At 62.3% G+C, this 4294-nt stretch carries 3 protein-coding genes; all 3 read right to left on the bottom strand.

The features are described 5' to 3' along the window. Nucleotides 1-2687 (bottom strand): aminomethyl-transferring glycine dehydrogenase (gene gcvP / locus ACR0IU_RS22195; protein WP_480717779.1); only part of this gene is annotated, 2687 nt, incomplete at its 3' end. Nucleotides 2688-2830: 143 nt separating this feature from the next. Beyond that, a complete protein-coding gene (gene gcvH, locus ACR0IU_RS22190) occupies nucleotides 2831-3196 on the bottom strand; it encodes a glycine cleavage system protein GcvH (protein ID WP_170471861.1) in 366 nt (121 codons plus the stop codon). A 17-nt stretch (nucleotides 3197-3213) separates the two neighbouring features. Beyond that, a partial coding sequence (gene gcvT / locus ACR0IU_RS22185; RefSeq protein ID WP_480717778.1) for a glycine cleavage system aminomethyltransferase GcvT occupies nucleotides 3214-4294 on the bottom strand: 1081 nt, incomplete at its 5' end.

Raw genomic sequence — 4294 nt, 5'->3', positions numbered from 1 at the left:
ACCAGATCGCGCACCGTGTGTGGGGCGTTTTTCAGTGGGTTGTTTTCCGCGTCGATCTTGCCGTCGATGATGTCCTGTGCTTCCGCCCGGATCGACAGCATGGCGTCGCAGAAGCGGTCCAGCTCATCCATGGGTTCTGATTCCGTGGGCTCCACCATCAAGGTGCCGGCCACCGGCCAGGACATGGTCGGAGCATGGAAGCCGGAATCGACCAGACGTTTGGCAATGTCATCGACGCTGACATGGGCGGCCTCGTCCAAGGGTCGGGTGTCGAGGATGCACTCATGTGCCACCCGGCCGGTCTCGGACGTGTAGAGGATCGGATAGGCATCCTTGAGCCGCGCCGCGATGTAGTTGGCGTTCAGGATTGCCACTTTCGTGGCCTGGGTCAGACCCGCGCCGCCCATCAGCAGAACATAGGCCCAGCTGACCGGCAGAATGGACGGAGACCCGAAGGGGGCCGCCGAGACCGGGCCCACGGCGGTGCCGTATTCCGGGTGGCCGGGCAGGTGCTCTTCCAGATGCGCCTTGACACCGATCGGACCCATGCCGGGGCCACCGCCGCCATGCGGGATGCAGAAGGTCTTGTGCAGGTTCAGGTGGCTGACGTCACCGCCCACATCGCCGGGACGGGCCAGGCCCACCATGGCGTTCATATTGGCGCCGTCGATATAGACCTGACCGCCGTGATCATGGGTGATCTGGCAGACCTCCTGCACGGTGGTCTCGAACACGCCATGGGTGGACGGATAGGTGATCATGCAGGCGGCCAGATGATCCGAGTGCTTTTCCGCCTTGGCGCGGAAGTCGTTCAGGTCAATGTTGCCCTTGTCATCCGCCTGCACCGGCACAACCTGCCAGCCCACCATCTGGGCCGAGGCCGGGTTGGTGCCATGCGCCGAGGTTGGGATCAGGCAGACATTGCGCTGCCCTTCGCCCCGGGCGAAGTGATAGTTGCGGATGGTCAGAAGGCCCGCGTACTCACCCTGCGCGCCCGAGTTGGGCTGCTGCGAGATCGCGTCATAGCCGGTGATCTGGCACAGCTTGTCGTTCAGATCGTCGATCATCTCGTGATAGCCCTGCGCCTGATCTTGCGGCACAAACGGGTGCAGATTGCCGAACTCGGGCCAGGTGACCGGGATCATCTCGATCGTGGCGTTCAGCTTCATGGTGCAGGAGCCCAGTGGGATCATCGCCCGGTCCAGCGCCAGGTCGCGGTCGGCCAGACGGCGCATATAGCGGGTGATCTCGGCCTCGGCCCGGTTCTTGTGGAAGATCGGATGGGTCAGGTATTCGCTTTCACGCAGCGCGTAATCCGGCAGGCGGTACTGCTTATTCGAGCTGTCATCCTTGCGATCGATGCCAAAGGCCCCCCAGACCGCCTCGATGGTCTCGGGGCGGGTCTGTTCGTCCAGGCTGATGCCCACTTTCGTGTCGCCCACTTTACGCAGGTTGACGCCGCGGGCCACTGCGGCCTCCATCACGACGTTCTGCAGATGGCCAACCTCGACCGTGATGGTGTCGAAGAATACCTCGGGTTCAACCGAGAAGCCCGCCTCTTCCAGACCGGCAGCCATGCGCGAGGTCTTGCGGTGCACCGATTGCGCGATGGCCTTGATGCCATCGGGACCGTGATACACCGCATACATCGAGGCAATCACCGCCAGCAGCGCCTGCGCAGTGCAAACGTTCGAGTTGGCTTTCTCGCGGCGGATATGCTGCTCGCGGGTTTGCAGGGCCAGGCGATAGGCCTTGTTGCCGCGGCTGTCGATGCTGACACCGATGATCCGGCCCGGCATCGAGCGTTTCAGCTTGTCTGTGGTCGCCATGTAAGCAGCATGGGGCCCGCCATAGCCCATCGGCACGCCAAAGCGCTGGGTCGAGCCGATGGCAATATCCGCGCCCATCTCACCCGGTGACTTCAGCAGCGCCAGCGACAGGATGTCAGCGGCGACGATGGCGATGGCTTTGTGTTCGTGCAGCGCGGCGATTTCCGATGTGAAGTCGCGCACATGGCCGTGCGTGCCCGGATACTGGAAGATCGCACCAAAGACCGCGCCCGCATCCAGCGTATCCGGATCGGCGACTTGTACCTCGATGCCCAGAGGCTCGGCGCGCGTTTTGATCACCGCGATGGTCTGCGGGTGGCAGTTCTTGTCGACAAAGAAGGCCGCGTTGTTGGCCTTGGACCGGCCGCCGCGCTTGGCCATGGCCATCGCTTCCGCCGCAGCTGTGGCTTCGTCCAGCAGCGAGGCGTTGGCCACATCCAGCCCGGTCAGGTCGCTGACCATGGTCTGGAAGTTCAACAGCGCCTCAAGGCGGCCCTGGCTGATCTCGGGCTGATAGGGCGTATAGGCCGTGTACCAGGCCGGGTTTTCCAGGATGTTGCGCAGGATCGGCGCCGGGGTGGTGGTGCCATAATAGCCCTGACCGATCAGCGAGGTCAGAACCTTGTTCTTGCTCGCCACTTCTTTCATGTGGAACAGAGCGTCGCGTTCCGTCATCGCCGGGCCCCAGTCCAGCGGCTCTTTCTGCCGGATCGCGGGCGGGACGGTGGCGTCGATCAACTCGTCCAGTGTCTTGAAGCCGATCACCTTGAGCATGTCGCGCATCTCGGTCGGGCTGGGCCCGATATGGCGGCGGTTGGCGAAGTCATAGGCTTCGTAGTCGGTCAGTTTGAAGGCCATCGTTGCGCTCCTCAAGGATAGGTCAGGTCCGGCGGCGGCTGCGGGAGCCTCCGGCGTGGGGTGAGGGCCGTCTTGGAAACTGTCCAGGGGACAGTTTCAGGCCCGAACGGGCGGAGCCCCGGAAACAGGGCCCCAATTGAGAGTTAACCGATGAAGGCCTTGTAGCCGGCCTCATCCATCAGATCTTCGAGCTGCGAGGCATCCGCAATCTTGATCTTGTAGATCCAGGCTTCGCCTTCGGGGTCGTCATTCAGAGAACCAGGATTGTCAGCCAGCGCCTCGTTCACCTCTGTGATCTCGCCATCGACCGGCGCATAAAGCTCGGACGCGGCCTTGACGGATTCAATCACGCCGATCTCGCCGCCTTTTTCGAACTCGTCCCCTGCTTCCTGCTGTTCCACGAACACCACGTCGCCCAACTGCTCGGCGGCGTGTTTGGTGATGCCCAGCGTGGCGGTGTCGCCCTCAACAGCCAGCCATTCATGTTCTTCGGAATAATAGGTTGCCATGTCTCTCTCTCCTGACTTCAACGCTTGTAATTCTGTTTGACGAAGGGCAGCGCCACGATCTGCGCCGGTTGCGGTTTGCCCCGGATGATCAGGTTCACCGTCTCGCCCGGCTCGGTATGACCTGCCGCGACATAGCCCATCGCCACCGGTCCACCCACGGTGGGGCCAAACACGCCCGAGGTGATCTGGCCGATTGTATTGCCATTGCTGCACTGGATCTCAACGCCCTGACGCGCCGGTGCGCGGCCTTCGGGCTTGATGCCCACCAGCTTTTTGGCGGGACCTTCGGCCAGTTCCTTCTGCACACGGTCCGCGCCCGGGAAACCGCCCTCTTCCTTGCGGCGCTTCTGGATCGCCCAAGCCAGGGAGGCCTCGATCGGCGAGGTGCTCTGGTCGATGTCATTGCCATAAAGGCACAGCCCGGCTTCAAGCCGCAGGCTGTCGCGCGCGCCCAGACCGGCCGCCTCGCAATCTTCATGCGCCAGGAAGGCCTTGGTGATCTCAATCGCCTTGTCCTCGGGGATCGAGATCTCATACCCGTCCTCGCCGGTATAGCCCAGCCGCGAGATCCGGCATTCAACACCGTTGATATCGGCCACCGTGGTTTCCATGAACTTCAGATCCCGCGCCGCAGGGCAGAGCTCGCCCACAACGTTTTCCGCCGCAGGGCCCTGTACCGCCACCAGCGCGCGGTCGAAGATCTCGATCACTTCAACACCGTCGAGATGTTCGCGCATATGCGGAATGTCCTGATGCCGCAGCGCCGCGTTCACCACCACAAAGTAGTGATCGCCCGCATTCGACACGATCAAATCGTCCATGATCCCGCCATCCGCGCTCGTAAAGAACCCGTACCGCGCCTTGCCTTCCTTCAACGTCGCATAGGCCTGCGGGCACAAAGCTTCCAGCTTCTCGCCCACATTCTCGCCCTTCAGGATCACCTGACCCATATGGCTCACATCAAACACCGCCGCCTTCTCACGGCACTGCTTATGCTCCCCCATAATCCCCAATGGATACTGAACAGGCATCTCCCACCCAGCAAAATCAACCAACTTACCACCCAACTCAACATGCAAAGCGTGAAGAGGCGTGCGT

It is taken from the genome of Ruegeria sp. CL5, assembly GCF_056536485.1.
The sequence above is the reverse complement of the archived record's forward strand: the minus strand, read 5'-3'. Positions and strand labels throughout refer to the sequence as shown.